We start from the raw sequence: 25,678 nt of genomic DNA on the forward strand, positions 1-25,678 counted from the left end.
GGTGCGGGTTCCTCAAAATCAGCGGCCGGAGCCGCTGGGGCTCCGGTTAAAATGAAAATTAACGAATATTCAGCAGCGTATCGAACAGCGTGCTGGCGGTCTGAATCACCTTCGAGTTCGCCATATAATATTGCTGGAAGCGCAGCAGCTCGCCGTATTCTTCGTCCAGGTTGACGCCTGAAATTGACTGCTGTTGGTTTTCCAACTGCTTGACGATGTTGCCCTGCGAGGTGGCGCTCACCTTGGCGGACGCGGTCTGATTGCCGACGCTGCTGACCAGGCTGGCGTAAGCGCCGCTGAAAGTGGCCTTGCCATCGACCAATTTTTGGGTTTGCAGATCAAGCAGCTTCTTGGCGTTTTCATTGTCGCCACGGCCGCTGTCATCTTTGCCTGCGGCAGCGATGTTGGCGGAATCGGTGATGGCGACCTTCAGGCTGCCCGCCACGTCGCTGACCGGCTTGACGGTAAAGCTGTCATTCTTTTGCGCCGTGCCGTCGATACCGACTTTCAGGCCGTCAAAACTCAACGTCGGGTTGCCGGCGGCGTCAGTGCCCGCCGTGGCGTTAACTTTGACGTTATCCGGCAGGCGGCTCACCTGCCAGTTGCTGCCGTCAAATTCCACCCGGTAATCATTGGCCTTCACCTTGCTGGTGTCGGTGTAGGACACCGACAGCGCGGCATCGCCGGTATTGCGGCTGTTGTCCACTGCGCGGGCGCCGCCAAAGCTGAAGAAATCCGTGCCGGCATCGCCGTTGAGATCGAACCCGGCGCGGTGCTGTTGGTTAAAGCTGTCAGCCATCGCCAATGCGAGTTGCCCCAGTTGATTGCGGGCGCTGTCCAGCGATTCGCTGCGGAATTTCAACACGCCGCTGACGCTGCCGCCGGAGATTTGGCCTTCCGGTATTTCGCTGGCGCCGTTGCCGCGGTCATACCCCATCGTCAGACGGGAAGGATCACCGCTGGTGGGCACCGCCGCGACCTGGTAAGCATTGTTGCCCTGCACCAGCGTCAGGCCGTTGGCGAAAGAGACGGTGTAGGCATCGCCGTCCTGCTGAGTCACCTGGACGCCAACCACTTTGTTCAGGTCGGTAACCAGTTGATCGCGCTGGTCCAGCAGCGCATTGGGCTCGCCGCCGCTGCCGCGCAGGCGGGTGATCTCTTCGTTCAGTTTGGCAAGCTGCTGGCTGTAGCTGTTGATCTGCTGCGCGCTGTCGCTGAGCTGCTGATTCACGCCGCTGTCCATGTCGCGCAGGTATTTGTCGGTATTGTTGAACTGATTGACCAGGCCATTGGCCTTGCCCAACACCGTCTGGCGCGCGGCGTCATCACCGGCGTTGCTGACCAGATTTTGCAGGTTGCTGAAGAAGTCCTGCATGTTGGTCGATAAGGTGTTGGTCTTGCTGGCCAACAGGTTATCAATCTGCGAGATTTTTTCGAAATAGGCGTTCTGCGCCCCGGCCTGGCTCTGCGCACCGCGCAACTGGCTGGTGATGAACTGGTTATATTCCCGGTTGACACTGGTGACGGTGACGCCGTTGCCAATAAAACCGCTCATGGTGCTCATGCCGCCGTTTTGCGCCAGAATCGCCGTCTGACGGTTGTAGCCCGTCACGTTGTAATTGGAAATGTTGTTACTGACGGTGCTGAGCGCCACCTGCGCCGCATTCAGCCCGCTCATGGCGGTATTGATTAAGCTATTGGACATAGAAGTTCCTTTTACTGCGGCGCCGGGGCCCACAGGAGTCAATGAATCTGCCGAGTCGTTCGCCCAGCCTGTCTCTGTTATCGGCAAAAACGGGGGAAACTTAAGGTGTGAAATAGCCGATCTGGCTCTTTTGTTTTTCATTTACTGAAGTCCCCAAAATCATTGGCGTTGTAGCCAGGCGGCAAGCAAGGGGATCCCCGGGAGCTTGGTCAATCAAGTGACCGGGGTACGCTTGCACAGCCAACGCCGCTAGAGCGTCAAGAATGAAGGGGATTTAGAACAGATCCTTCAGGTCGTGGGTATAAGCTTTCACCACCTGCTCGCCGGCGTTTTTCATCTGCTGGATCACGCTGACCAACTTGTTGGCGTATTGCGGATCGGTGGCGTAACCAGCCTGTTGCAGCGCATGAGCCGCCTGCTCCGGGCTGCGGGCAGCGGCTACGTCGGCGTAGCGCGGATTATGGGTCAGCAGTTTGACGTAGTCGGCAATCGCCTCGACGTAAGAGCCATAAACCCGGAACCTCGCCTTGATCTTCTTCGCCGCCCCCTGCTCAAACTCGGTGGTGGTGATCTCGGTCACCGGGCCGTCCCAGCTGCCGCCCGCCTTGATGCCGAACAGGTTGTAACTCGGCGAGCCGTCGGCGGTCGGGATCTCGCGTTGGCCCCAGCCGGATTCCAGTGCCGCCTGCGCCACAATCAGCTGATGCGGAATGCCGCTCTGCTGGCTGGCGACGCGTGCCGGGATCGACAAACGGGCGACAAAGTTGCCGCTGTTGAGCGACAGCGGCGCGGCCATCGGCGCTTTCGGCACCGCACGGCGGAGAATCTGATCCAGCGCCTGATTCGGCAGCGTTTGCAGCACTTCGTTGTCTAACGCCATCGGCGACATACCCGCCGTTTCGCTCGGAACGGCGTTGGCATTGGCCATCTGTTTCACCATCATATCGGCCAGCCCCAGCCCCTTCTGCGACATCTGCTGGGCGATCTGCTGGTCATACATCGAGGTGTATAGCCGCGACTGATCGCTGCTCAGCACCCCATCCTGCGGCAGCGCGGCGCGCATGCTTTTCAGCATCATCTGCACGAACATGCCTTCAACCTGTTGTGCCACCTGCTTCAGGTTGCCCTGCGGATCGGCCGCTGCGTCGCGTTTCAGGCCGTTCAGCGCCTGGGCGTCATAGGCGGCGCCCGACATCGCCATCAGATCGCCGGCCATCAGATAATTTCCAGCTTGGCGCGCAGACAACCGGCGCTTTGCATCGCCTGCAGGATCGACATCAAATCGATCGGCGTGGCACCCAGCGCGTTGAGCGCGCGGATCACGTTGTTCAGGCTGGCGCTGGCGTTCACCTTCTGCAGCGAACCGCCCTGCTGCTGCACCGAAATCTGGGTATTTGGCGTCACCACGGTTTGCCCGCCGCCAAACGGCGTGTTCGGCTGGCTGACGGTATTTTGCCGATCGACCACCACCGACAGGTTGCCCTGCGCCACCGCACAGGAATCCAGGATCACGTCGCGGTTCATCACCACCGATCCGGTGCGTGAATTGATGATCACCTTGGCGTCAATTGCCCCGACGCTGACGTTGATGTTCTGAATTTCCGCCAGGAAACGCACCTGCGAGCTGTTGCCCTGTGGTACCAATACCTGAATGGTGCGGGCATCCAGCGGTGAGGCGGTGCCGCCGCCGCGCTGGCGGTTGATGGCGTCACTGATCTGCTGCGCCAGCGTGAAGTCTTCGCTATTCAGTTGCAGGTTAATCACCCCGCCGTTGCCGAAGGTGGTCGGCAACTCACGCTCGATAGTCGCACCGTTGCTGATGCGCCCACCCGCCAGCTGATTGACCTGCACGCTGCTGCCGCCGGACGCCGCGCCTGCGCCGCCCACCAGCACGTTGCCTTGCGCCAGCGCGTAAACCTGGTTATCCACGCCTTTCAGCGGCGTCATCAGCAAAGTACCGCCACGCAAGCTTTTGGCGTTGCCCATCGAGGACACCACCACGTCAATGTTCTGCCCGGTGCGCGAGAACGGCGGCAGCTTGGCGGTAACCATGACCGCCGCTACGTTTTTCAACTGCATATTGGTGCCCGGGGGTACGGTAATGCCCAATTGCGACAGCATATTGCTCAGGCTTTGGGTGGTGAACGGCGTCTGCATGGTCTGATCGCCGGAACCGTCCAGCCCCACCACCAACCCGTAACCGATCAGGGCGTTGTCACGCACTCCCTGCACCGTCACCAGATCGCGGATGCGTTCCGCCGTCGCCGGCAGACTCAGCGCACAAATCACCAGCGCCATTAGAAATTTCTTTAACATTGGAACCTCATTCGCCTTACCCACAAGGCGTTATTGTCGCAGGCAGTTTGGGGGCGGACAGCGCACAGGCGGCGGAGCGTACACGCAGTACGTGACGGCGCCGAGCACTGCCCAACCGCAAAATGGCAAGTAAAATAGCCGGTACTCAAAACGGGGAGACATTTAAGAAGAAGCGTTGCAACCACCCCATGGTCTGCGCTTCGTTGATATAGCCGTTGCCGACGTATTCAATGCGCGCATCCGCCACCTGGGTGGAGGTGACCGAGTTACTGCCGCTGATGGTGCGCGGGTTTACCACCCCGGAGAAACGGATAAATTCGGTGCCCTGGTTGATAGCGATCTGTTTTTCACCCACCACGTGCAGGTTGCCGTTGACCAGCACCTGATTGACCGTGACGGTAATGGTACCGCTGAAGGTATTGTTGGCGTTGGCCCCGCCCTTGCCGCCAAAGGTGCTGTCGCCGGAGATATCCATGTCGGCGCGCGCGTTGCCCAGCAGGCCGTCGAGATAGCGCGGCGACGTGGCGACGCCGAACTTGCTCGCCCCATTGCGGCTGGCGTTGGCGGAGGAACTTTTGCTGGCGCTGACGTTTTCCTGCAGCACGATGGTCAGGGTATCGCCGATATTGCGCGGCCGGCGGTCTTCAAACAGCGGCTGATAGCCGTAGTTCATCGGCTGCACCGTCTGGAAAATCGATCCGTTCGGTACCGGAGCGCCCGCCGGCGCCGGCTGCGCCGTGGTAACGCCATCAACCAGGGGTTTATGCGGAATATAGGCGCAGCCGCTCAACGTCAGCATCGCCATCGCCGCCAGCCAGCGCTTTCCTTGGTGCGGCTCGTTTGCCATCAGATATGTGGTTACCACAGGTCTCGCCTTTGTTTCACGAAATAGGGTGACGGGCGCACCGGCGGCGCCCATCAATTACAGTTGCGTCAGTTTTTGCAGCATCTGATCGGACGTTGATACTGCTTTGCTGTTGATCTCGTAGGCACGCTGGGTCTGGATCATGTTGACCAGCTCTTCAGCCACGTTGACGTTAGAGGTTTCCACGTAGCCCTGATAAAGCAGGCCCGCGCCGTTCAGCCCTGGCGTGCTTTCGTTCGGCGCGCCGGAGCTCTCGGTTTCCTGGTACAGATTCTCGCCCACGCTTTCCAGGCCGCTGTCATTGATAAAGGTGGTCAGGGTCAACTGGCCCACCTGCTGGGCGGCGGTCTGCCCCTGCTGGGTGACGCTGACGATGCCGTCACGGCCGACGGTAATGCTCAGGGCGTTGGCCGGAATGGTGATCGCCGGCTGTACCTGGAAACCGCTGGCGGTCACCAATTGACCGTTCTGGTCGATCTGGAAAGAGCCGTCGCGGGTATAAGCCTGGCTGCCGTCCGGCAACATCACCTGGAAGAAGCCCTGGCCTTTAATCGCCACGTCTTTGCTGTTGTTGGTCTGCGACAGGTTGCCCTGGCTGTGCAGACGCTCGGTCGCCACCGGGCGCACGCCGGTACCGATCTGCAGGCCCGACGGCAAGGTCGTCTGCTCGGAGGACTGCGCGCCCGGCTGACGCATGGTCTGGTACAGCAGATCTTCAAATACCGCACGCTGACGTTTGAAGCCGTTGGTGCTGACGTTTGCCAGGTTGTTGGCGATCACGTCCATATTGGTCTGCTGCGCATCCAGACCGGTTTTGGCAATCCATAAAGAGGGGATCATGGGTTATTTCCTTGCTGCTTAACTCAGTGATAACAACGAGTTGGCGCGCTGTTCATTTTCATCCACGCTGTGGATGACCTTCATCTGCATTTCAAAGCGACGGGCGTTGGCAATCATATCGACCATGGTTTCCATCGGCTTGACGTTGCTGCCCTCCAGCACACCCGGCATCACCCGCACCAGCGGATCGTTTTGCAACTGATTGCCGCGTTGCTGCTGGGTTTCCGGCGTCAGGCGGAACAGTCCGTCGTCGCCGCGCATCACTTCACGCGCATTGGCCTTCACCAGTTTCAACCGCCCTATCTGGGCGATGGTGTTCGGTGGGTCGCCGGCGTTCAGCGCCGAGATGGTGCCGTCGGCCGCGATGGTGATCTCTGCCGACGGCGGCACTTCGATCGGCCCGCCATCGCCCATAACCGGCCTGCCCTGCACCGTCAACTGCCCGGTGGAGGAAATCTGAAGATTGCCGTTGCGAGTGTAGGCTTCGCCGCCATCCGGCAGGCTTACCGCCAGAAAACCGTCCTGCTGCAGCGCGACGTCCAGCGGGCGCGCGGTGTAGTTCAGCGCCCCCTGGCTCATGTCGGCCCCCGGCGTCGACGCGGCGACCAGCGTACGCGTCGGCAGGCTGGGCCCGTCCACCGGCACGGCACGCAGCGCCGAAAGTTGAGCGCGAAAGCCCGGCGTCGATGCGTTGGCCAGATTGTTGGCGGTGACGGATTGTTGCTCCAGCGTCTGTCGCGCTGCGCCCATCGCGGTATAAATCGCGTGATCCATAAATCAATCCTATTAGCGCAGGCTGACCAGCGTCTGCAGGATGGAGTCCTGCGTTTTGATGGTCTGAGCGTTCGACTGGTAGTTACGCTGTGCGACGATCATGTTCACCAGTTCCTGGCTCAGATCGACGTTGGAGGCTTCCAGCGCACCGCTGGTCAGCTTGCCGAAACCGCCGCTGCCCGCCAGCCCTACGCGCGGTTGGCCGGACGCGCCGGTTTCCTGCCACACGTTATCGCCCTGTGAGGACAAACCTTCCGGATTGGAGAAGTTGGTCAATACGATTTGGCCCAGCAATTGGGTTTGCTGGTTGGAATAGACCCCTACGACGCTACCGTCGTTATTGATCTGGAAGTTGGTGTACTCACCGGCGGTATACCCGTCCTGCGACACCTTACTGACCGAGTCGCTGCTGACGCTTTGCTGCATGCTCTTGGCAAAGCTCAGGCTGAAGTTCTGCGCCGGGGCGCCGTTGGTGGCAGACATCGGGATCAGCATGCTGAATGCGCCGGTGGTGCCCTGCTTGCTGGTGGTGCTGACCAGGTTGCCGCTGGTATCGAACGCCATCGTACCGGCATCCGTCACCGGGGAGCCGGGGATGTTGCCTTCCTGGGTGTACACCTGCCAGTTGTTGTCGGAGGTCTTCACAAAGTAGGCATTGATATTGTGCACATTGCCCAGCGAATCATAGGCGGTAATCGAGTTGACGTAGTTGTAGGAATCCTGCTTGGCGGGATCGAACGTCTTGTTATCCGGGACCTTATGGGTGGACTTCAGGTTGGCGACCATGGTGCCCGAGGTGGTGGACTTGGCGGTCATCATCCCTTCCGGAATGCTCAACGGCACCGGGTTGGCGCCCTGTTGAATGGTCGGCGGTGAACCGGCCGCCGGGAAACCGGTCAATTGCAGGCCCTGCATATTGGTCAGGTTACGGTTTTCATCCAGCTTGAACTGGCCGTTGCGGCTGTAGAAAATGCCGCCGTCCTTGTCCTGCAGGCGGAAGAAACCGTTGTCGGAAATGGCGACGTCGAGTGCGCGGCTGGTGCCGGTCGTGGTGCCGCCCTTGAAGTTCTGAGTGATCCCCGCCACCTTGACGCCCAACCCGACCTGCGAGCCGGCGAACATGTCGGCAAAGGAAACGGTGCCTGATTTAAAACCGGACGTGGCGGAGTTCGCGATATTGTTACCGATCACGTCCAGGTTGGTTGCTGCTGCGTTCAAGCCGCTTACTGCCTGAGAAAAGGCCATGTCATTCTCCGAATAATGTGCAGGCTATCGTCCGATAACGCCTGAGAAACAAATGATAGAGTTATAAAATCTGCCGAACGTCTTCCAGCGTCGCGCTGCCCGCCAGGCCCAGATCCAGCTTCGTGCCGTCTGAACCGCGGATAACGCCATTGACCATGCCAAAATGCAGGCTGCGCGCCACCAGCTGTTCGCCATTGCCCTTGGCGTTGATCGCCACGGTGTAGGCGCCGTCGGGGGCGGTGGTGCCGTCTGTCAGTGAACCGTCCCAGGTAAATGAGTGCACGCCGGCGGTCAGGCCGCCGATATCAATGGTGCGCACCGCTTTGCCGGTGGCGTCGGTGATGGTGGCGGTTACCGTATCGGCGGCGCGCTCCAGTTCCAGGCCAAACGGCGTGGTGCTGACCTTGCCGTCTTTACTGCCGACCAGAATGTTGCTGCCGGGTATCATCACGCCGTGACCAATCAGCGCAGTTGCCTGCAATGACTGATTGCTGTTGATCTGGCCGGAGATCGACCCCAGCGTGGTATTGAGTTTTTCGATGCCCTGAACGGTGTTGATCTGCGCCAGTTGCGTGGTCAGTTCATTGTTCTGCATCGGGTTGGTCGGATCCTGGTTTTTCAACTGCGCCACCAACAGCGTCAGGAAGTTGTTCTGCAGATCCTGGCCGGTGTTGCTTTTGGCGTTGACGCCGGTGACGGTGTTATCCAGCGATTCATTGGTGGTTGCGGCAATAGCCATGCAAAGCTCCGGTTACTGACCCAGCGTCAGGGTTTTCATCATCATCGACTTGGTGGTGTTGAGCACCTCGACGTTGGCCTGGTAGCTGCGCGAGGCGGAGATGGTATTGACCATCTCGCTCACCACATCCACGTTCGGCATGCGCACATACCCTTTGCCATCCGCCAGCGGATTACCCGGTTGATACACCAGGCGTTCCGGCGCCGGATCGTCGACCACCTGAGATACGCGCACCCCGCCGGTGGGTTGCCCGGCGGCTGCGGCCACTTCAAACACGACCTGTTTGGCGCGATAGGGTTCGCCATCCGGGCCGGTGACACTGTCGGCATTAGCCATGTTGCTGGCGCTGACGTTCATGCGCTGCGACTGGGCGGACAGCGCCGAACCGGAGATATCGAAAATATTCAGTAGCGACATGCACCTTATCCTTGTTGTAACACTGACATCATCCCTTTGATCTGACCGTTGATCAGCGTCAGGTCGGTCTGATACTTCAGGCTGTTATCGGCGAAGTGGGTACGTTCGCGATCCATGTCCACCGTATTGCCGTCCATCGCTGGCTGATCCGGCACGCGGAACAGTAAATCGAGCTGCGGCGGCTGCATGTTTTGCGCAGGAATGTGGCGTGCAGACGTCATATTCAGCGCGATGCCGCTGCCGCTGACGCGGCCCTGTGCCAGTACCTTGTTCAACTGGCCGGCGAAATCGATATCCCGCGCCTGATAGCCCGGGGTGTCTGCGTTGGCGATGTTGGCGGCCAAAATTTCTTGCCGCTGGGCGCGCAGATTCAGCGCCTCTTGACCAAAGCGCAGAGCAGCGTCCAGTTTGTCGATCATGCTCCCTCCGCGAGGTTAGAATTTGGAGCCGACAGCATAAACGTCCCTACCGCCAGCCTATCGCGGGAATAAGGGCAAAATGCGTCGCTATTTGTCTGCTTAGCCTGCGCGCAGTCCGGGTAAACTTACCCGCACCCGATGGCGCTTGAGGAAGCGAAGATGAAAGGTAAAATACTGTTGTTCGCCGCCCTGCTGTGCAGTCTGAACGCACAGGCCGACGATCTGGCGGCACAGATCGACAGCTTCATCAGCGGCCAATTCAGCGGCAACCCGGTGCAGGTTAAGGTGCTGGTGCGCACGCCGGCGGCACAGTGGCCGCAGTGTGAGTTTCCGCAGTTGTCGCTTGCGCCGAACGCCCGCCTCTGGGGCAACATCAGCATTTCGGCGCGTTGCGGCCAGGAACGGCGTTTTATACAAACGCAGGTGCAGGTGATCGGCAACTACCTGGTGTCGGCGCGTAGCATCAGCGCCGGCAGCCGGCTGACGGCCGCAGACGTGAAGCTGAAAAGCGGCCGGCTCGACACCCTGGCACCACGCACCCTGACCAATGCGGGCAAGGCTGTCGGTGCGGTCAGCCTGCGAAATATCAGCCCCGGGCAGCCGCTGACCTTCGCCATGCTGCGCCGCGCCTGGGCTGTCAAGGCCGGCCAGCCGGTGCAGGTAACGGCGCAAGGCACCGGGTTTAACATCAGCGGTGCAGGCAAAGCCATGAACAACGCCGCCGCCGAGGACAGCGTCCGCGTACGCATGGCTTCCGGGCAAATCGTCAGCGGTATTGCCGATGATGACGGTACGATTCGCATTACGTTATAAAAAGGTAAAGGTTTATAAAAACCTGCCGATAAGAAAAACATAAGCAGTAATTATCTGGCCGCCAGGGCCGCAAAAAATGTCAGCCATTGCCCGTCGGGCCGCGGCATTGATGGAGATTGACCATGAGTATCGATCGCACCCAGCGGCTGCAGCCCGTGACAACGGTGCAGCCGCGTGAAACACCGGCAGAAAATCAGCTTCAGCCGCGCAAGGCTGTTCAGGCGGAAAGCGCCGTCAGCGGCACCCAGGTAAAATTGAGCGACGCGCAGGCACGCCTGATGCAACCGGGCACTCAGGATATTGATATGAACCGGGTGGACGCTATCAAGCAGGCAATCCGCCGCGGCGAATTGAAAATGGACGCCGGTAAAATTGCCGATGCGCTGCTGCAAGACGCGCAGAGCGATGCCCAATGGATGTCAAACAGCAGTCGAACGCCGAAGGCATAATCGCGTGATGCAACCTGGCCTGCATTGCCCACACGGCGGCGGCGTGAAAGATCAAGGGACACTCTGAAAGGTGATGAATCGCAATGGAAAATCTGCCACAGCTGCTTGATGATTTGCTGGAAACCCTGAATGCACTCGATACGGTGCTGACGGAAGAACATCATTTGCTCTGCTCCGGCCAACTGCCGGGCGTAGCGTTGCAGCGCGTTACCGACGTCAAGAGCCAGCTGTTGGCTACGGTGAACTACCTGGAACAGCAACGTCTGGGGCTGGAGCGCGCGCAAAGGCAACAGGCACCCTATCCCGCTCACCCGCGTCTGGCCGACGCCTGGCAGCAAGTACAGTTGCTCAGCCAAAAGTTACGCGAGAAAAATCAGCATAACGGCCTGTTGCTCAATCAGCAGATTGATCATAACGCCCAGGCGCTGGCGATCCTCGGCAAGAACAACAAATCGCTTTATGGCCCGGATGGCCAGTCGCGCAGCGGCAGCCTGCTGGGGCGTAAAATCGGCGTCTAATCAAAGACACTTCACCCGACCAACCTAAAGTCGGGTGCATCTCTTACGCTCAAACTCACTCGCACTTTGAACAGCCCCTTGCCTACACGGCAGTTTTTATTTGCACAACACTGCGCATACCCAAAATTGCCCCCTTCGCCCTCCCATTCAACTCCGCCACTCTGTGTTGGTTTTTAAACCACTTGATCTATACCCTCAAAGGGTATAGTTTTGCAAGGAGAGTGAATGACCGATATTTATCTCACCAAAACGTTTCAGGCATTTGCCGCCCATGAACGCATTAACGACGCCACGGTGATCAAGGCTGCGCAAGAAATACAAAGCCAACTGTACGATGCCAATTTGGGCAGTTGCGTTTATAAGAAACGGGTCGCACAAGCGGGTGGTGGTAAACGCGGCGGCTACCGGGTGCTGATTGCCTTTCGAGATGGGGATCGATTTTTTTTCATGCGCGGTTTTGCCAAAAATGAAATGGACAACATTTCCAGTGATGAATTGCTGGGGTTAAAACGCCTTGCCGCGCTCTATCTGGACTATTCCCCTTTCAGGCTTTATCAGTTGGTTAATGACAAGAGGTTGAGGAGACTAACCTATGAGCAAGATCCTTGCTGAAATCCACCAAGAAGTGCAGGAGCTGTATCAGGCCGGATTTGTCGACGCTGGCACTATGCGCACCTTCGACATGCTGTGCTTACACCCGGTCAAACAATATACCCCTGCGGACATCCGCGCCCTGCGCGAGCGCGAAAACGTCAGCCAGCCGGTGTTTGCCTTGCATCTGAACGTCAGCAAAAAAGCGGTGCAAAAATGGGAGCGTGGCGAAGCCGTTCCCAACTCCGCCGCGATGAAACTGCTTTCGCTGGTCGATCGCAACGGTCTGGCAATCCTCGCTTAAACCGTTATTGGTAATTCACAATCACCTGATTGCCAATCACCCGCAGCGGCGGATTCAATCCGCCGCGCGCCTGCACGTAATAGACAAAGCGCAATTCGGCATTAGCCGGTTCCCCGTTCAACCCGTTGCTGCTGCCACTGCCGCCGCCCAACGCAATGCAACGGGTCAGCGTACAGAGCTGCACCTGCAAGCCAGCCGGTTCGGCGGCCAGCAACCGGTAGCGCCAACTGACGCTGGTGATGCGCGCATCCGAGTCCGGCAATGCGTAAGGCGTGCGCAGACCAGGCGATTCGCCGCGTATGCCGCCATATTCCAGCGTAGCGCCGACGCTGTCGGCCACCCAGGATCCCGACACCGCCTGCGCGCCAAGCGGCACCAACAGGCAGAGCAACGGCAAACAGTGTTTCATTATGCAGCTCCAATGGTCGACGTCATGCGGATTTGGCGGTCGTCGTTGATTTCCAGATTAGACAGCACCACCATTTGCGGCAGGCTGCGGCGCAGAAAGCGCGCCAATAACGCCCGCAGCGCGTGGTTTACCAGCAGCACCGGTGGCGCACTGAGCATTTCTTGCCGTTGTAACGCCTGTTTGGCCTGATCCAGCAGACGGTCCGCCAGCCCCGGCTCCAAACCACCGCCGCCCTGCAACGCCTGTAGCAACAGACGCTCGAGCTGGGTGTCCAGACCAATAACCTGAATTTCGCCGTTGCCCGGGAACCATTGCTGGGTGATCGCTCGACCCAGCGCAACCCGTACCACGGTGGTCAGCTCATAGGGGTCGGTTTGCGACGGGGCATGTTCCGCCAGCGTTTCAATAATGGTACGCATATCGCGGATCGAGACCCTTTCCGCCAGCAGGTTCTGCAACACCTTATGCAGCGTGGTCAGGGACACCACGCCAGGTACGAAATCTTCGGTCAATTTCGGTATATCCTGCGCTACGCGATCCAGCAACTGCTGGGTCTCCTGCCGGCCAAACAGTTCGCTGGCAAACTGGCCAATCAAATGATTGAGATGGGTCGCCACCACGGTGCTGGCCTCCACCACGGTAAAGCCTTGGATCTGCGCCTGTTCGCGCAACGCACTGTCAATCCATACCGCTTCCAGCCCAAAGGCCGGATCGACGGTTTTATCCCCCGCCAGTTCGCCCACCGCATTGCCGGGGTTAATCGCCAGCCAACGCCCCGGTTGCGCTTCGCCGCTGCCGATTTCCACGCCCTTCATCAGGATCCGGTAGCTGGCGGGCGGCAACTCGAGGTTATCGCGGATATGCACCACCGGCGGCAGGTAGCCCATCTCTTGGGCGAATTTTTTACGGATGCTGCGGATCCGCCCGAGCAGTTCGCCGTTTTGCTGGAAATCCACCATCGGGATCAACCGGTAGCCCACCTCCATTCCCAGCGGATCTTCCAGCTGTACGTCTGACCAACTGGCTTCTACCGCCTGTGGATTATCCTGTGCCAGCGGCATCTCCTGTACCTTCGGCGCTTGTTGATCGCGCCCCCGCAGCCACCAGGCCAACCCCAGCAAGGCAGCGGTGAACAACAGGAACACCAGGTTCGGCATCCCCGGCACCAGGCCCAGCAGGCCGAGCACTGCGGCACTGAGCAACATCACGCGCGGGTTGTTGAACAGTTGGCCAACCATCTGTTCGCCCACGTCCTGATCGGTCGCCACGCGAGTCACGATAACGCCGGCGGCAGTCGAAATGACCAGCGCCGGGATCTGCGCCACCAGGCCGTCACCGATAGTCAGCAGGGTGTAGGTTTCCGCCGCCGTACCCAGCTCCATACCGTGCTGGATCACACCGACCAGCAGGCCGCCGACCACGTTCAATATCATGATCATCAGCCCGGCGACCGCATCGCCGCGCACGAACTTGCTGGCGCCGTCCATCGAGCCGTAGAAATCGGCTTCCTGCGTTACCTCTGAACGGCGTTTTTTCGCCTCTTCCTCGCCGACCAGACCGGCGTTGAGATCGGCGTCGATCGCCATCTGCTTGCCGGGCATGCCGTCCAGCACGAAGCGCGCCCCCACTTCGGCGATACGCCCGGCGCCCTTGGTGATAACCATAAAGTTGATCAGCACCAAAATGATAAACACCACGATGCCGATGGCGAAGTTGCCCCCCACCAGGAAGTGGCCAAAGGCCTCCACCACGCGGCCGGCGGCGGCGGAACCGGTATGCCCTTCCATCAGGATGATGCGCGTCGATGCCACGTTGAGCGACAGGCGCAGCAGGGTCGAGAACAGCAATATGGTGGGGAATGCAGCGAATTCCAGCGTGCGCTGGGTAAACATCGCTACCAGCAATACCATGATCGACAAGGCAATATTGAAAGTGAACAACAGATCGAGGATAAATGCCGGCAACGGCAGCACCATCATCGACAGGATCATCAGGATCAGGATCGGGCCGGCCAGTACCTGCCACTGCGTATCTTTAAAACTGCCCGGCAAACGAAGCAAGGCGGCCAAATTAGCCATTAGAGTTACTCTCTCCAGCAAAATCCAGTGCTTCCGGCACCGGTAAACGTTCAGGTTTTTTCGGGATCAGACCGCCCTCGCGCCGCCAACGTCGCAGTTGGTAAACCCAGGCCAGAACTTCGGCCACGGCGGCATACAGGGTGGCCGGGATGTGTTGTCCAATCTCACTGTGCCGATACAGCGCACGCGCCAGCGGCGGCGCCTCCAGCATCGGAATGCGGTGTTCCGTGCCGAGTTCACGGATGCGCAGCGCAATTTCGCCGGCGCCTTTGGCCAGCACTTTCGGCGCACTCATTTTTTGGTCGTTGTACTGCAACGCCACGGCGTAATGTGTCGGGTTGGTGACTATCACGTCGGCCTTCGGCACGTCGGCCATCATGCGGCGTCGGGCGATAGCGCGCTGCTGCTGGCGGATACGGCCTTTAACGTGCGGATCGCCCTCCTGATCCTTGAACTCGTCGCGAATGTCCTGCTTGGTCATTTTCAGTTTTTTAAAATGGCTCCACAGTTGGTAGAACACGTCAAACGCCACCATCGGCGTCAACCCGAGCACCACCAGCAGACCGCAGAAAATGATCATGCGCAGCGCATTGCCGAGCGCATCGAGCGGCTGTTGCGTCACCAGATGCAGCATCTCCGCCCAGTGGTGCCACAGGTATAAACCGGTGATCCATCCCACCAACGTTGCCTTCAAAAGGCCCTTCAGCAGCTCCGCCAGCACCTGACTGGAAAACATTCGTTTCAGCCCTGACAGCGGGTTCATGCGTTTTACATCGAACTTGAGCGATTTACCGCTTAACAACAGGCCGCCCAGCAGCATAGGCGCGGTGATAGCCACCAATACCAACCCCGCCATGATTGGCAGCAGTGCCCACACCGCCTGCCGCAGCAGCATGCCCAGTTGGCGCAGCATCTGTTTGTCGTTGCTGACCATCGTATGATCGAAATTCAGCCCCTGGGTCAGCATCGCCGCCAGTTGCTGCGCCATGCTGCCGCCGGCAACCCAGATGATCGACAGCCCCGCGACCAGCATCAATACCGACGTCAGCTCACGCGAACGCGGGATCTGGCCATCCTCGCGCGCCTTTTCCACCCGGTGGGCCGTGGGGGCTTCGCTTTTTTCCAGATCGCTGTCTTCAGCCACGGGCGCGGTTCCTGTGCCGGGGGGAATAAAATTGCGGCCAGCATGCCAAAAAAACGCTGATTTCATTGATGGAACAACGGGGGAAAAGGCGGGTTATTTGGGGGATGAGGAGGAAGCGCAGGCATTGCGCCCACATGCGGCATCTGGGGCGCAATAATGTGCGCCCCAGAAAACGTCAGAAACCGAGGCTGTCGAGCAGGTCATCCACCTGCGCCTGGTTGGCGATAACGCCGGCGCCGTTTTGATCGAGCTGCGGGCCGTTGAGCAAGCTGTCGTTCGGCTTTTTCTCCTTCGCCGGCTGCTCTGGAATATTTTCCATCAACACCATCAGCAGCTGCTTTTCGATCTCCTGCACCACATCCATCATGCGTTTGATCACCTGACCGGTCAGGTCCTGGAAATCCTGCGCCATCATGATTTCCAGCAACTGGGCGTTGGTGAACGCCGTATGTTCCGGCACCTGTTCCAGATACTGGCGGGTATCGGTGACCAGCGCGCGCGCGTCGGCCAGTTCGATCGGGTCGGCAAACCAGTCGTCCCAGCGCCCTTTCAGCGCTTTGGCCTCTGACTCCAGTTCCGCCTGACGCGGCTGCGCCGCCTCCACGCAGTTCAACGCCCGTTCCGCCGCCTGCGCCGTCATGGTGACCACGTAATCAAGCCGATCGCGTGCATCCGGGATTGCCTCTGCCGCTTGGGCGATAGCCTGATCTAGCCCCAGTTCACGCATGCTGTCGCGCAACATGCGCGTCAGTTGACCAATGCGGGAAATTATCTCTCCCGCAGTCGCCGCATCGCTGGCAGGCATTGGAATGTCTCTCATCGCCCTCTCCTTACATGCCCAGTTTTTCAAAGATCTTATTGAGCTTTTCTTCCAGCGTCGCCGCCGTAAAAGGTTTCACCACGTAACCGCTGGCACCGGCCTGCGCCGCCGCGATAATGTTTTCTTTCTTGGCTTCCGCCGTCACCATCAGCACCGGCATCGCCGCCAGCGCGCCGTCGGCGCGAATGGTTTGCAACAGTTCGAGGCCGTCCATATTCGGCATGTTCCAGTCTGATACCACGAAATCGAAACCGCCGGAGCGCAGCTTGTTCAGCGCATCCGCGCCGTCCTCAGCCTCTTCAACATTGTTAAAGCCCAACTCTTTCAACAAATTTCTGACGATGCGACGCATAGTGGAGAAATCGTCTACCACCAGAAATCTAAGGTTCTTATCTGCCATGTTCACTCCCAAGGTGCTAACTATCCATACCCGTCGTCTTTCAAGCTGAAGCGTTGTTACCTGCACTCAGTTATGTGACCCGTCCATGGGCCACACCCCTTCGGGGCCGCTGCGAGCAGCGTTCAAATCTGCTCCCGGCAGATTTGTCACCCCAGTCACTTACTTAAGTAAGCTCCTGGGGATGAGTGAGCTGGGCGCCTAGCTGCAACTTGAAATCCATAGGGTAAAGCTCTTCCAAACAACAACTCGTCTCGCGACAGCTGTTAACCATGATCCCTATAATTTAGGGCTTAAAATCAAATGCGCAGCGCCTGCCCGCCGGCAATCTGCGCCAGCATGCGTTGGCTCATGCGATCCAGCTCCACCACCTCACTCACCCCGCCAGTGGCGATAGCCTCGCGCGGCATGCCGAACACCACGCAGCTGGCCTCGTTCTGCGCCAGGGTATAAGCGCCGGCGCGGTGCATTTCCAGCATGCCCATCGCCCCGTCATTGCCCATGCCGGTCAGGATCACGCCCACCGCATTGCGCCCGGCGAACTGCGCGACCGAACGGAACAGTACGTCCACCGAAGGCCGGTGACGATTGACCGGTGGCCCGTCATTCAACTTCACCTGATAGTTGGCGCCGCTGCGCGACAGTTCCAGATGGCGATCGCCCGGCGCGATATAAGCATGGCCCGGTAGCACCCGCTCACCGTCCTCGGCCTCTTTCACCGTGATCTGGCACAGTTTATTCAGCCGTTCGGCAAACGATCGGGTGAAACCCGGCGGCATATGCTGAGTGATCAACAGTGCCGGGCTGGTGGCAGGCAGCGGCTGCAGCACCTGACGTATCGCTTCGGTGCCACCGGTGGAGGCGCCGATGGCAATCAGCTTCTCGCTGCTCAGCAACGGCGTATGGCTAAGGATCGCCGGCGCCGGGCTGTTGGAGCGCTGCGGCAACCGCGCCTTGGCCGCCGTACGGATTTTCTCGGCGATCAGTTCGCTGTAAGCCAACATGCCTTCGCGGATGCCAAGCTGCGGTTTGGTGACGAAATCCACCGCCCCCAGTTCCAGCGCACGCAGGGTGATCTCCGACCCTTTGCCGGTCAGCGACGACACCATCACCACCGGCATCGGCCGTAAGCGCATCAGCTTCTCCAGGAAGTCCAGCCCGTCCATGCGCGGCATTTCAACGTCCAGCGTCAGCACCTGCGGGTTAAACTTTTTGATCATATCGCGCGCCACCAGCGGATCCGGCGCGGTCGCCACCATCTCCATATCGGAATGGCTGTTCACAATTTCGGTCATCAGCTGCCGCATCAGGGCCGAATCGTCTACGCTCAATACTCTGATTTTACTCATTACTTCTCCTTGGTCAGGCCATACACGGTCTGCCCACGCAAGTAGAAATCCCGGCTGATCTGGCTGAAGTTCTCGGAGTGGCCGGCAAACATCAGCCCCCCCGGTTTAAGCAAGGGCACAAAGCGACGCAGGATGCTCTCCTGTGTCGCCTTATCGAAATAAATCATGACATTGCGGCAAAAAATGGCGTCAAACTGCCCTGGCAGCGCCCATTCCGGCGCCAGCAGGTTGAGCGATTGGAAATTCACCCGCGCCGCCAACTCCGGCCGTACCCGCACCAGCCCCTGATGCGGACCGGTGCCGCGCAGAAAATAGCGCTGCATCTGCGCCGGCGTCAGGGTGCGCAGATCCTCGTGGCGGTAAACGCCCGCCTCGGCCTTTTCCAGCACCTGAGTATCGATATCGCTGGCCCATACCTGGCAGCCGCTGGCGCGTTGCCCCAGCACTTCGTTCAGGGTGATGGCGATCGAATACGGCTCTTCCCCGGTCGATGCCGCCGTACTCCACACGCAATAGCCGTTGGGCCGCTGGCGTGCATGCTCCGCCAGGATCGGGAAGTGGTGCGCCTCGCGGAAAAATGCCGTCAGGTTGGTGGTCAGCGCATTGATAAACGCCTGCCATTCGGCGCTGTTCGGATCGCTTTCCAGCAGCGCCAAGTAATCGCCGAAATCGTTCAATCCCAGCAACCGCAGCCGGCGCACCAAGCGGTTGTAAACCATCTCGCGCTTGTGCTCCGCCAGCACAATGCCGGCACGCTGGTAAATCAGTTGGCTGATACGCCGAAAATGCACGTCCAACAGCGGCAGGCGCTGGGCCATCTGCGTCAGTAAGGACCCAGGATCCCGGTTAGGGGTCGACGGCGCCTGTTTCATACCCTCTCACTCATAAAAAACGTGCTGCTTATGCGGTTTGACAATCTGAGGCTTCCTTTACCACGGGTGAAACTGCGTCTTGATTGTTGCCCGGCGCGGCGAAGTTATCGTCCGCCAGGCGGAATACCGACACCGCGTCGGCCAGGGTTATCGCCTGATCTTCCAGTGCGGCCGCCGCCGAGGCGGCTTCCTCCACCAGCGCGGCGTTCTGCTGGGTTACCTGATCCATTTGGGTCACCGCCTGCGTGACCTGCTCGATGCCGCGGCTCTGTTCATCAGACGCCGAAGCGATTTCGCCCATGATGTCGGTAACCCGGGTGACCGAGCGCACGATGTCCTGCATGGTCGCGCCGGAGTTTTCCACCAGCAGCGAACCCTGTTTCACGCGGCTGACCGATTCGTCGATCAACCCTTTGATTTCTTTCGCTGCCTGCGCGCTGCGGCTGGCTAAATTGCGCACTTCACCGGCCACCACCGCAAAACCTCGCCCCTGTTCACCGGCACGCGCCGCTTCTACCGCCGCGTTCAACGCCAGGATGTTGGTCTGGAAGGCAATGCCGTCGATCACGCTGGTAATGGCGCCAATTTTCTGCGAACTGTTGGCGATATCCTGCATGGTGGTCACCACGTCGCCAGCCATTTCACCGCCCTTGGCTGCCGTGGCGGAGGCATCGCGCGCCAGTTGTGAGGCCTGGCGTGCGTTGTCGGCATTCTGCTTCACCGTGGCGGTCAACTGTTCCATGCTGGCGGCGGTCTCCTCCAGCGAGGCGGCCTGTTGCTCGGTGCGCGAAGAGAGATCGTTGTTGCCCTCGGAGATTTCCTGCAGGCCAATCAGGATGGATTCTGCGCCATCGCGCACTGCGCCGACGGTGCCAATCAACGAACGCTGCATGTGCTGCAGACTGGCGAACAGCTGGCTGATTTCATTGCGGCCATAAACCTGGATCGGCGTAGCCAGATCGCCGGCGGCGATGCGGTCAAAATGGCGACGCATGATATTCAGCGGTTGCACCAGCATATTGCGCAGCCACCACAGGGCGCAGCCGGTTACCAGGATAAGCATCAGCACCGCACCGCCCACCAGCCAGCCGGACAACGAGAAGGATTGCTGATTGGCGGCGTTGGCCGCATCGACATTGGCATTCACCAGTTGCAGATACTGGACAAAATCGGCCTCGAACAGGTCCTGGGTTTTCTGCGTCGGCTGGTCCATAAACGCCTGCAGGTTGTTGTTCTCCAGGAAGCCAATCAGCTCACGCAGCGCGCTGCGCAGCCGGTTATAGCTGGCTTGGGTGGTTTCGGTCAGTTGCTGTTCCTGTTCGCTGTGACGCGGTACCGCCAGGAACTGGTTGAAATAGAGATCGGCTTTCTGCAGTGAACTGCGCGCATTGCCCATCAGCGCATTCACCTGCTCTTGCGGCAGCTTAAGCGCCGAACGGGTACCGGCGCGGTTCAGCGTATTGCGGGCCTGTAGCAGCGATACCCAGCTCAGGCTGAGGGCATCGCGCTGCTGGCTGCCGAGCGTGATCAGGTTCAGGTTGTGGTGATCGGAACGGAAAGCGGTGTACGACAAGCCGCTGGTGGCCAACTGCATAACACAAAAAGTCATCAACAACAGAAACAAACTGGTAGAGACGCGGATTCGGTTAAACACTGTGAACCTCCTTGCAGCCGGCCGACGGCCAGCTTACGACGGGGAATAAGCCTCCCGCAGAACTGCGAGGAGGCCCAATGTCGGTTAGAACGTTTCCCAGTTATCCTGCAGATCGCTGGCGTTCGTTTTTTTATGATTGAGTACCGGGAGAACGGTGGCTTTGCCGGCAGGCATTTTGAATTCGTCCTGACCTTCCGCTTTCAGGCGGAACACCGCCACCGACTGAGTCAGCATGCTGGCTTGCTCTTCCAGAGCCGCCGCCGCAGAAGCGGATTCTTCTACCAACGAGGCGTTTTGCTGGGTGACGCGGTCCATTTCCGCCACCGCCTGGCCGACCTGATCGATACCGCGACTCTGTTCGTCGGAGGCCGAGGCGATTTCCCCCATGATGTCAGTGACGCGGGTGACCGCGTTTACGATGTCGCCCATGGTCTCGCCAGCGCTTTCCACCAGCACCGAGCCCATATCGACACGGCTGACGGAGTCTTCGATCAGACCCTTGATTTCCTTGGCTGCCTGCGCGCTGCGCTGGGCCAGGTTACGCACTTCACCCGCCACCACCGCAAAGCCACGGCCCTGTTCGCCGGCGCGTGCCGCTTCTACCGCCGCATTCAACGCCAGGATATTGGTCTGGAAAGCAATACCGTCGATCACGCCGGTAATGTCGGCAATTTTCTGTGAACTGTCGGCAATGTCGTGCATGGTCTGCACCACGTTGGCCACCACTTTGCCGCCCTTCTGCGCGGTTTCGGAGGCGCTCAGCGCCAGTTGGCTGGCCTGACGGGCGTTTTCGGCGTTCTGTTTCACCGTGGCGGTCAACTGCTCCATGCTGGCGGCGGTTTCCTCCAGCGAGGCGGCCTGCTGTTCGGTACGGGAAGAGAGATCGTTATTGCCGGCGGCAATTTCGGAGGCACCGCTGTAAATGGCGTCCGCCCCCTGACGCACACCGCTGACGGTCTCGATCAGTTCGTTCTGCATGTGTTTGAGGCTGGCGGCCAGCACGCCCATTTCATTGCGGCTGGTCACGGCGATCGGTTGGGTCAGATCGCCGGCGGCGATCATTTTGATGTGCTCGATCATGCGGTTGAGCGGACGCACCAGAATGTGGTGGATACCGCTCCACACCAATACGATCACCGCCAGCACCACGACCAACACCACGACCAGCGTCCAGATAGCGAAGCTGAATGAGTTGTTGCTGTCTTCCACCGCGCTTTGGTAGAGCTTGTCGTTTTGCGCCAGGTAGGTGTTGTAGATGTCTTCAAAGCCGTTCTGATAGCTTTGCGTCGGTTGGTCGAAGAAGGCGTTGATCTTGCCTTCGCCCAGCAGTTGAACCAACTCGGACAACGCACCGTGCAAAATACCGTATTGCTGTTTGAGCTTTTCGGCAGACTGCGCGTCCTGACGAGGACTTAAAGGGATTTTGTCATAGGCGGCATAATGTTGTTCCGCCACCAGCAGGCTGTTCTTGGCCCCAGCCAGCAGTTCGGTAACGCTGGCGCCGCTGCCAATCTTATTGGCATCCATCATGTAGCGGATCCCGGCGCGGTTCAGCGTATTGCGAGCCTGCAGCAGGTTAACCCAGCTTTCGTTCAAATCGGACTGCTGCTGGCGAATGGTCTGCAAAACGGTAAAGTTTTCTTTGTCATTCTTTAGTGAGGAGAAAAAAAGCCCGCCCGAAACCAGCTGCAAGGCGCCAAATAACACCAGTACCAGCAACAAGCTGGTGACCACCTTCATACGATTAAACATGTTTTCCCTTGTTGAAAGCCCGCGCGGACAGGCCCGAAGTCTGTTGATTGACAGAGTTATCGGCGCTGCGGGGCAGAACTTTATGCGAGGAGGTAACTATTTTTGGTTGGGGTTTTGGGCGCACCGTGCAGCGTCCCTACGGCGGAGATCAAGGGCTGTACATATGCAGGGTTCGGCACGCTGACCCCGTCTCACCACAGGACTTGGCTCGTACGCCTGCCAGGCGTAATATCCTGCCATCATCGGAAAGCATTTGTGAGGACGAGATGGAGAATCGACGAATCAAACGGGCGGCGTGGGTATTTGCGGGACTCTTGGTCGCCAACCTGCTGAGCAGCCTGTTGAGCTCAACGACGCAGGTCAACCCTTTGCGCAGCGCCACGGTTGCGGCGCTGTTCGCTGCCGGCTACCTGCTGGTGACCAGCCGTGTCTGGAAAAAATATGTGCTGCGGTTGAAGGATATCGATTAGTCGGGCAGTGCATCATCAGGCGCTACCCGTTTTTGAGCGCAACATGCGGCGGAGATCCATTGCCGCATGCTGAACCCGTCGCATCGTAAATCAGGCGCTTTTCGCCACGCTGTCGACCAGCGACATCTCTTCGCTGCTCAGCAGCTTTTCGATATCCACCAGAATCAACATGCGATCGCCCAGCGACCCCAGGCCGGTCAGGTATTCGGTCGCCAGCGTCACGGCGAACTCCGGTGCCGGGCGGATCTGTTCGGTGGTCAGCGACAGCACGTCGGATACGCCGTCAACCACAATACCCACCACCCGCAGGCCAAAGTTCAGCACAATCACCACGGTGTTTTCATCGTAGGACACGTCCTGCTGGGCAAATTTCACCCGCAGATCGATAATCGGCACAATCACGCCACGCAGGTTGGTGACGCCCTTGATAAAGGCCGGCGTATTGGCAATGCGCGTAACCTGATCGTATCCGCGGATCTCCTGCACCTTGAGGATATCGATGCCATATTCCTCATTGCCCAAGGTAAAAATCAGGAACTCCTGCCCTACCGTTTCGCCAGCCAATTTGCTGACGGTTGCCAGTCCTGCCATATCATTCACCTCTACACCAATCGATTAGTTATTATCAGACGGCTGCCAAAGTCCGTTATTAGGGAGAGCGTGCCGAAGGGGTCGTAGCAGCTTTAGCTGCCGGAGCGCCCCTCGGTGCGCCAGGCCCGGGTATCTCGAACTCAAAGACAACGCTGCCATCAACCTCATTATTATTATGCAGCCGCGTCCGTCAGACGTTGTTCTCGGTTCAGCGTTTGCAGCGCCGACACGTCGACAATCAGCGCCACGCTGCCGTCGCCCAGAATGGTCGCGGCGGAAATCCCCGGCACTTTGCGATAGTTGCTTTCCAGATTCTTCACCACCACCTGATGCTGGCCGATCAACTGATCCACCAGCAGCGCATAGCGGCGGCCGGCGCTTTGCAGGATCACCACAATACCCTGAGTAGCATCGGTTTTGGCACCCGCCACCTCAAACACCCGGAACAGTTCCACCAACGGCAGATATTCGCCGCGCACCTGCAGTACCCGCTCGCCGCCGGCCAACGGATGCAAGTCTTCGGCTTGCGGTTGCAACGATTCCATCACCGCATTGAGCGGCAAGATAAACACTTCGTCGTTCACCTTGACCGACATACCGTCGAGGATCGCCAGCGTCAGCGGCAGCAAAATGCGAATGGCTGTGCCCTTGCCTGCCTGCGAGTGGATTTCTACGTGCCCACCCATTTCCTGAATATTTCGCTTCACCACGTCCATGCCGACGCCGCGGCCCGACACATCGGTCACCTGCTCTGCGGTGGAAAAACCCGGCGCAAAGATCAGCATGCCGACCTCTTCATCGCTCATGCTGTCGCTGACCGGCAGCCCCTGCGACGCCGCCTTGGCGAGAATTTTTGCCCGGTTCAGCCCGGCGCCGTCGTCGGTAACCTCAATGCAGATATTGCCGCCCTGATGCTCCGCCGACAGAACCAGATTACCCACAGCGGATTTACCGGCGGCAACGCGCGTGGCCGGGTCTTCGATGCCGTGATCCAGGCTGTTGCGCACAAGGTGCGTCAGGGGATCGATAATGCGTTCGATCAGACTCTTGTCCAACTCGGTAGAACTGCCCTGCAACTGCAGCTCCACCTGCTTGTTCAGCTTGCCGGCCAGATCGCGCACCAGACGCGGGAAGCGGCTGAATACGTACTCCATCGGCATCATGCGGATCGACATCACCGATTCTTGCAGATCGCGCGCGTTACGCTCCAGTTGGCTCATGCTGTTGAGCAGATCGCCGTGGTTGACCGGATCCAGGCTGCCGGAACGCTGCGCCAGCATCGACTGGGTGATCACCAGTTCCCCAACCAGGTTGATCAACTGGTCAACTTTTTCCACCGCCACGCGGATGCTGGTCGACTCGCTGGCCTTGGCGCGCGGCTTCGGCGCGTCAGCAACCGCAGGCGTCGGTTTGGCTACCGTCGGCTCTGTAGCCTGAACGGCAGGCGGTGTCGGCACCGACGGCAACTCGGCCTGCGGCGGCTTGGCGAAGCTGATTTGTTCCGGCTCCAGCACGAAACACAGCACTGCGCTGATGTCATCTTCGCTGGCGGAGGTCAGCAGCGTCACTTCCAGGCTGCTTTCGGTCTGCTGCGGATTTTTCACCTCGCCCAGGTTGCCCAACTCTTCCAGCATCAGCGGGATTTCATTCGGCTTCAGACCACTCAGGCAAACCCGCATCCCGCCCTCTATCGCCGAAGGTGCGGCGACGGCCGGCCCCGTCAATGCAAGCGCAGCGGGAGCATCCTGCTGCTGTGCGTCCAGCGCAAGCTGCCGCAACGCCTGACAGATGTATTCAAAGCTGTCGGCGTCTGGCTTTTGCGACGTTTTATAGGCGTCCAGTTGCTCCTGCATAATGTCTTTGGTTTCCAGAAACAGGTTGATAATTTCAGTGCTCAGGCTCATCTCCTGACGCCGCGCACCGTCCAGCAGGTTCTCCAGCAAGTGGGTGGTTTCCTGCAGCACCGAAAAGCCGAAGGTCGCCGCACCGCCCTTGATCGAGTGCGCTGCGCGGAAAATGGCGTTCAGCGGCTCAATGTCCGGGGCCAGCGGATCCAGCTCCAGCAGGTGTTGCTCCATATCGGCCAGCAACTCATCTGCTTCATCAAAAAAGGTCTGATAAAAAGCGCTAATATCCATGCTCACGGG

At 59.2% G+C, this 25,678-nt stretch carries 27 protein-coding genes; 6 read left to right on the plus strand and 21 right to left on the minus strand.

The genetic code is table 11. The annotated features are described in order from the left end of the window. Positions 1 to 58 precede the first annotated feature (58 nt). The 10 genes from flgK to flgB form a co-directional block, all read right to left on the minus strand. Entirely contained in the window at positions 59 to 1,705 is a 1,647-nt protein-coding gene (gene flgK / locus JEM67_RS17055; protein ID WP_199634828.1) for a flagellar hook-associated protein FlgK, read from the minus strand. Between the two features lie 274 nt (positions 1,706 to 1,979). Further along, positions 1,980 to 2,921, minus strand: coding sequence for a flagellar assembly peptidoglycan hydrolase FlgJ (gene flgJ, locus JEM67_RS17060; RefSeq protein ID WP_199634827.1), 942 nt, complete (start codon positions 2,919 to 2,921; stop codon positions 1,980 to 1,982). Next, complete coding sequence (locus JEM67_RS17065; RefSeq protein WP_013813489.1) at positions 2,921 to 4,021, minus strand: flagellar basal body P-ring protein FlgI; 1,101 nt, start codon at positions 4,019 to 4,021, stop codon at positions 2,921 to 2,923. Before JEM67_RS17065 ends, flgJ begins: the two co-directional genes overlap by 1 nt. 145 nt (positions 4,022 to 4,166) lie before the next feature. Then, positions 4,167 to 4,868: a flagellar basal body L-ring protein FlgH gene (flgH, locus tag JEM67_RS17070; RefSeq protein ID WP_199634960.1), complete on the minus strand. Its 702-nt coding sequence runs from the start codon at positions 4,866 to 4,868 to the stop codon at positions 4,167 to 4,169. Positions 4,869 to 4,943: 75 nt separating this feature from the next. Then, complete coding sequence (gene flgG / locus JEM67_RS17075) at positions 4,944 to 5,726, minus strand: flagellar basal-body rod protein FlgG (RefSeq protein ID WP_004946081.1); 783 nt, start codon at positions 5,724 to 5,726, stop codon at positions 4,944 to 4,946. Positions 5,727 to 5,744: 18 nt separating this feature from the next. Next, on the minus strand, positions 5,745 to 6,500 hold the full coding sequence (locus tag JEM67_RS17080) for a flagellar basal body rod protein FlgF (RefSeq protein ID WP_013813491.1): 756 nt from the start codon (positions 6,498 to 6,500) through the stop codon (positions 5,745 to 5,747). A gap of 12 nt (positions 6,501 to 6,512) precedes the next feature. Continuing rightward, on the minus strand, positions 6,513 to 7,745 hold the full coding sequence (gene flgE / locus JEM67_RS17085) for a flagellar hook protein FlgE (RefSeq protein ID WP_013813492.1): 1,233 nt from the start codon (positions 7,743 to 7,745) through the stop codon (positions 6,513 to 6,515). A 61-nt stretch (positions 7,746 to 7,806) separates the two neighbouring features. After that, entirely contained in the window at positions 7,807 to 8,484 is a 678-nt protein-coding gene (flgD, locus tag JEM67_RS17090) for a flagellar hook assembly protein FlgD (protein WP_013813493.1), read from the minus strand. A gap of 12 nt (positions 8,485 to 8,496) precedes the next feature. Continuing rightward, a complete protein-coding gene (gene flgC / locus JEM67_RS17095) occupies positions 8,497 to 8,901 on the minus strand; it encodes a flagellar basal body rod protein FlgC (protein ID WP_004946094.1) in 405 nt (134 codons plus the stop codon). 5 nt (positions 8,902 to 8,906) lie between these two features. Then, on the minus strand, positions 8,907 to 9,320 hold the full coding sequence (gene flgB / locus JEM67_RS17100; RefSeq protein WP_013813494.1) for a flagellar basal body rod protein FlgB: 414 nt from the start codon (positions 9,318 to 9,320) through the stop codon (positions 8,907 to 8,909). A 159-nt stretch (positions 9,321 to 9,479) separates the two neighbouring features. Between flgB and flgA the strand changes: the two genes are divergently transcribed. From flgA to JEM67_RS17125, 5 genes are all read left to right on the plus strand, one after another. Beyond that, positions 9,480 to 10,133 carry a flagellar basal body P-ring formation chaperone FlgA gene (gene flgA, locus JEM67_RS17105; RefSeq protein WP_199634826.1) on the plus strand — a complete coding sequence of 218 codons (654 nt, stop codon included), beginning with the start codon at positions 9,480 to 9,482 and terminating at the stop codon, positions 10,131 to 10,133. Between the two features lie 122 nt (positions 10,134 to 10,255). Beyond that, positions 10,256 to 10,582: a flagellar biosynthesis anti-sigma factor FlgM gene (gene flgM / locus JEM67_RS17110; RefSeq protein WP_199634825.1), complete on the plus strand. Its 327-nt coding sequence runs from the start codon at positions 10,256 to 10,258 to the stop codon at positions 10,580 to 10,582. An 83-nt stretch (positions 10,583 to 10,665) separates the two neighbouring features. Continuing rightward, a complete protein-coding gene (locus JEM67_RS17115) occupies positions 10,666 to 11,100 on the plus strand; it encodes a flagella synthesis protein FlgN (RefSeq protein ID WP_199634824.1) in 435 nt (144 codons plus the stop codon). A 225-nt stretch (positions 11,101 to 11,325) separates the two neighbouring features. Then, positions 11,326 to 11,712: a type II toxin-antitoxin system RelE/ParE family toxin gene (locus JEM67_RS17120; RefSeq protein ID WP_199634823.1), complete on the plus strand. Its 387-nt coding sequence runs from the start codon at positions 11,326 to 11,328 to the stop codon at positions 11,710 to 11,712. After that, a complete protein-coding gene (locus JEM67_RS17125; protein WP_063201873.1) occupies positions 11,693 to 11,995 on the plus strand; it encodes a helix-turn-helix domain-containing protein in 303 nt (100 codons plus the stop codon). The genes JEM67_RS17120 and JEM67_RS17125 overlap by 20 nt, the downstream gene beginning before the upstream one ends. 4 nt (positions 11,996 to 11,999) lie before the next feature. Here JEM67_RS17125 and JEM67_RS17130 read toward each other — a convergent pair whose 3' ends face one another. The 9 genes from JEM67_RS17130 to tsr form a co-directional block, all read right to left on the minus strand. Next, positions 12,000 to 12,404, minus strand: coding sequence for a flagellar protein FlhE (locus JEM67_RS17130; protein ID WP_199634822.1), 405 nt, complete (start codon positions 12,402 to 12,404; stop codon positions 12,000 to 12,002). Then, entirely contained in the window at positions 12,404 to 14,482 is a 2,079-nt protein-coding gene (gene flhA, locus JEM67_RS17135; protein WP_013813502.1) for a flagellar biosynthesis protein FlhA, read from the minus strand. Before flhA ends, JEM67_RS17130 begins: the two co-directional genes overlap by 1 nt. Further along, positions 14,475 to 15,626: a flagellar biosynthesis protein FlhB gene (flhB, locus tag JEM67_RS17140; RefSeq protein WP_013813503.1), complete on the minus strand. Its 1,152-nt coding sequence runs from the start codon at positions 15,624 to 15,626 to the stop codon at positions 14,475 to 14,477. Before flhB ends, flhA begins: the two co-directional genes overlap by 8 nt. A gap of 175 nt (positions 15,627 to 15,801) precedes the next feature. Beyond that, complete coding sequence (gene cheZ / locus JEM67_RS17145; protein ID WP_006326140.1) at positions 15,802 to 16,446, minus strand: protein phosphatase CheZ; 645 nt, start codon at positions 16,444 to 16,446, stop codon at positions 15,802 to 15,804. Positions 16,447 to 16,456: 10 nt separating this feature from the next. Beyond that, the gene (gene cheY, locus JEM67_RS17150) at positions 16,457 to 16,846 is read right to left on the minus strand and encodes a chemotaxis response regulator CheY (protein WP_199634821.1); all 390 of its coding nucleotides are present in this window, start codon (positions 16,844 to 16,846) and stop codon (positions 16,457 to 16,459) included. Positions 16,847 to 17,142: 296 nt separating this feature from the next. Further along, positions 17,143 to 18,192 (minus strand): protein-glutamate methylesterase/protein-glutamine glutaminase, encoded by a 1,050-nt coding sequence (locus JEM67_RS17155; protein WP_199634820.1) that lies wholly within the window; start codon positions 18,190 to 18,192, stop codon positions 17,143 to 17,145. Then, the gene (gene cheR, locus JEM67_RS17160) at positions 18,192 to 19,064 is read right to left on the minus strand and encodes a protein-glutamate O-methyltransferase CheR (RefSeq protein WP_199634819.1); all 873 of its coding nucleotides are present in this window, start codon (positions 19,062 to 19,064) and stop codon (positions 18,192 to 18,194) included. Before cheR ends, JEM67_RS17155 begins: the two co-directional genes overlap by 1 nt. 28 nt (positions 19,065 to 19,092) lie before the next feature. Then, positions 19,093 to 20,718 carry a methyl-accepting chemotaxis protein gene (locus tag JEM67_RS17165; protein ID WP_199634818.1) on the minus strand — a complete coding sequence of 542 codons (1,626 nt, stop codon included), beginning with the start codon at positions 20,716 to 20,718 and terminating at the stop codon, positions 19,093 to 19,095. An 84-nt stretch (positions 20,719 to 20,802) separates the two neighbouring features. Continuing rightward, on the minus strand, positions 20,803 to 22,470 hold the full coding sequence (gene tsr, locus JEM67_RS17170) for a methyl-accepting chemotaxis protein (RefSeq protein ID WP_199634817.1): 1,668 nt from the start codon (positions 22,468 to 22,470) through the stop codon (positions 20,803 to 20,805). A 266-nt stretch (positions 22,471 to 22,736) separates the two neighbouring features. Between tsr and JEM67_RS17175 the strand changes: the two genes are divergently transcribed. Next, positions 22,737 to 22,940, plus strand: a complete 204-nt coding sequence (locus JEM67_RS17175) for a hypothetical protein (protein ID WP_199634816.1) — start codon at positions 22,737 to 22,739, stop codon at positions 22,938 to 22,940. Between the two features lie 90 nt (positions 22,941 to 23,030). Here JEM67_RS17175 and cheW read toward each other — a convergent pair whose 3' ends face one another. Together cheW and cheA are read right to left on the minus strand one after the other, a co-directional pair. Then, positions 23,031 to 23,531 (minus strand): chemotaxis protein CheW, encoded by a 501-nt coding sequence (gene cheW, locus JEM67_RS17180; protein WP_004946138.1) that lies wholly within the window; start codon positions 23,529 to 23,531, stop codon positions 23,031 to 23,033. A gap of 173 nt (positions 23,532 to 23,704) precedes the next feature. After that, positions 23,705 to 25,675, minus strand: a complete 1,971-nt coding sequence (gene cheA, locus JEM67_RS17185; RefSeq protein ID WP_199634815.1) for a chemotaxis protein CheA — start codon at positions 25,673 to 25,675, stop codon at positions 23,705 to 23,707. Positions 25,676 to 25,678: the final 3 nt, after the last annotated feature.

Source organism: Serratia sp. PAMC26656, assembly GCF_016469055.2.
GTDB lineage: Bacteria > Pseudomonadota > Gammaproteobacteria > Enterobacterales > Enterobacteriaceae > Serratia > Serratia plymuthica.